This window comes from Mycobacterium sp. (assembly GCF_050701675.1).
GTDB lineage: Bacteria > Actinomycetota > Actinomycetes > Mycobacteriales > Mycobacteriaceae > Mycobacterium.
The window spans coordinates 1-3,156 of sequence record NZ_JBOGDD010001160.1; the positions used below are offsets into that span (position 1 = coordinate 1).

2 protein-coding genes are annotated in these 3,156 nt (G+C 68.2%); both read right to left on the reverse strand.

The genetic code is table 11. From position 1 onward, the window contains the following. Positions 1 to 33: 33 nt before the first annotated feature. Positions 34 to 2,586, reverse strand: coding sequence for a DEAD/DEAH box helicase (locus tag ACRDUX_RS35950; protein ID WP_526421477.1), 2,553 nt, complete (start codon positions 2,584 to 2,586; stop codon positions 34 to 36). A gap of 27 nt (positions 2,587 to 2,613) precedes the next feature. Continuing rightward, on the reverse strand, positions 2,614 to 3,156 hold a 543-nt coding region (locus ACRDUX_RS35955), incomplete at its 5' end, for a metal ABC transporter permease (RefSeq protein ID WP_526421479.1).

Below are 3,156 nucleotides of genomic sequence, written 5' to 3' on the forward strand. Positions count from 1 at the left end.
CAGCTGGTGTGGGCCGATGACCGCGGCCGGTGCTCAGCCCTGCCGCCCCGCATCGACCAGGCGGAGCACCGCCGACCCCTCCTCGTCGGAGGCCTCGAGGTCCACCTCGACGTCGAAGCCCCAATCATGGTCACCGGCAGGGTCATCCAATACTTGTCGCACGTGCCAGAGGCCGGGCTGCCGGTCGATGATCAGCATGGCCGGGCCCCTCGCGTCGGCGCCCGTCTGCACCTCGTCGTGTTCGGCGAAGTATGCGGCGACGACCTCCGCCCAGCGCTCGGACGTCCACCCCGAGTCCGCGTCCAGCAGGCCGAGGTCGTATGAACGGCGGCGGGCGAACAGCTCGACCCGCCGGAACAGCGCATTGCGGACCATCGCGGTGAACGCCCGCTCGTTGCCGGTCAGCGGGCGCGGGCGCGCCGGGATCGCCACGGGTACGTTCGACGGCTCGTCCGGGTTGGTGAGCTGCTCCCACTCGTCGAGCAGGCTCGAATCAACCTGGCGGACAAGCTCGCCGAGCCACTCGACGATGTCGGTGACGTCCTCGGTGCGCGCGCCGGCGGGCACTCCGGAGCGCAGCGCCTTGAAGGCGTCGGACAGGTAGCGCAGCACGGCGCCCTCGGAGCGGACCAGCCCGTAGGTGTTGACGAACTCCCGGAACCCGAACGCCCGCTCCCACATCTCGCGCACGATCGACTTCGGTGAGAGCCGGCCGTCGGCCGCCCACGGGTTGCTCTGCAGATAGGTCTCGAAGGCGTAGCCGAGCAGCTCCTCGAGCGGCTTGGGATACGTGACGTCGTCTAGCAGCTCCATCCGCTGGTCGTACTCGATGCCCTCGGCCTTCATCTGGGCGACGGCCTCACCCTTGGCCTTGTTCAGCTGTGCCGCCAGGATCTGGCGGGGATCCTCCAACGTCGCCTCGATGACCGAAACGACGTCCAGCGCATGGGTTTCAGATGCCGGGTCGAGCACGTCGATGGCGGCGAGCGCGAACGTCGACAGCGGCTGGTTGAGCGCGAAGTCGGGCGGCAGGTCGACGGTCAGCCGGTAGCGGCGTCCGTCGACCTCGGGTTCGTCGAGGTGTTCCAGCACGCCGGCCTGCAGCAGCGAGCGGGCGATGCCGACGGCCTCGCGGATGTGCTGCAGCTGGCGCTTGCGCGGCTCGTGGTTGTCGGTGAGCAAGCGGCGCATCGCGACGAAGGGGTCACCGGGACGGTCGACCACGTCGAGGATCATCGAGGTCGACACCCGCATGTTGCTGGTGAGCGGTTCGGGGGTGGCCTCGACCAGCCGGGTCATGGTCGACTCGCTCCACGGGACCATCCCCTCGGGTACCTTGCGGCGCACCAACTTCCGGCGCTTCTTCGGATCGTCGGCGACCTTGGCGAATTGTTTGAGGTTCTCCACCTCGTGCTCGGGCGCCTGCACGACGACGGTGCCTGCGGTGTCGTAGCCGGCCCGCCCGGCCCGCCCGGCGATCTGGTGGAACTCGCGGGCTTGCAGCAGCCGGGTGCGCACGCCGTCGTACTTCGACAGCGCCGAGAAGACGACGGTCCGGATCGGTACGTTGATGCCGACGCCGAGGGTGTCGGTGCCGCAGATGACCTTGAGCAGGCCGGCTTGGGCCAGCTGTTCCACCAGCCGCCGGTACTTGGGCAGCATGCCGGCGTGATGAACGCCGATGCCGTGCCGAACCAGTCGCGACAGCGTAGAACCGAAGGACGAGGAGAACCGGAACCCGCCGATCATGTCGGCGATCGCGGCCTTCTCCTCCTTGGTGCTGAAGTTGACGCTCATCAGCGCCTGCGCCCGCTCCAGCGCCGAGGCCTGCGTGAAGTGGACGACGTAGATCGGCGCCTGCTTCGTGTCGAGCAGCTCCTGAATCGTCTCGTGCATCGGCGTGGTCGCGTAGTAGTAGTGCAGCGGAACCGGGCGTTCGGCGTTGGCGACCAGCACCGTCGGGCGGCCGGTGCGTCGGGTGATGTCCTCGCGAAGGAACGTGACGTCGCCGAGCGTGGCCGACATCAGGAGGAACTGAGCCCTTGGCAGTTCCAGGAGCGGCACCTGCCAGGCCCAGCCGCGGTCGGGGTCGCCGTAGAAGTGGAACTCGTCCATCACCACCAGGCCGATGTCGGCGCTCGCGCCCTCCCGCAGCGCGATGTTGGCCAGCACCTCCGCGGTGCACGCGATGATCGGCGCCCCCGCGTTGACCGAGGCGTCGCCGGTCAACATGCCGACGTTGGCCGCACCGAAGACGTCACAGAGGGCGAAGAACTTTTCGCTGACCAGTGCCTTGATAGGCGCGGTGTAGTAGCTGCGGCGCCCCGCTGCCAGCGCCGCGTACAGCGCACCGGTGGCCACCAACGACTTACCCGAACCGGTCGGCGTCGCCAGGATGACGTTCGACCCGCTGACGAGCTCGATCAGCGCCTCCTCCTGCGCCGGGTACAGCACGGTGCCGCTCGCCTCGGCCCATGCGGCGAAGGAGGTGAACAGCTCGTCGGCGTCGGCGCCCTTGGCTCGCAGGGCGGACAGGTCGCTCGGGTCGTCGAGTAGGGCGGGAGTGGCGGCAACTGGCAGGGACATCGTGAGGTACAGCGTGCCTGACGGGTATTACGTGCGCGGCGCGGGTGAGCGAACCCGCCGGTCGGCCACCCAGACCACCAGCCAGATGGCGGAGACGATCGTCACGACGAGGAAGCTCGGTGGCAGGTTGAACATCGCCGACGCGCCGAGGCCGAGCCATACCGACGCGACACTGAGAAACGTGGAGATCGCCATCGCCAGAACGGGCCGTGGCGTGAGCGTGATCGCGGTCGCCGCGGGCGTGACGACCAACGCGAACAGCAGCAGCGTGCCAACCGCCTGGACGGCCATCGTCACGGCGAGCGCGAGCAACACCATGAAGAAGACCGACATCGCGCGGACCGGCAATCCCTTGGCCTCGGCGACCGGGGCGTTGATCGAGGCGTAGAGCAGCGGCCGGTACATCACCGCGACGCAGACCGCCAGAACCACGAGCAGGACTGCGAAGGTGACGAGCTGTTCCTTCGAGATCGCCAGCAGGTTGCCGAACAGAACGTTGGTCATCGTGCTCGAGTTCTTGGTAGCCAGCGAGTTGAAGAACAGGCCGAGACCGGTCGCGAAGGCCAGGAT

Excerpts from the sequence above, each read along its gene's own strand:
- ACRDUX_RS35950 (WP_526421477.1), bottom strand. The coding sequence starts at position 2,586 with ATGTCCCTGCCAGTTGCCGCCACTCCCGCCCTACTCGACGACCCGAGC.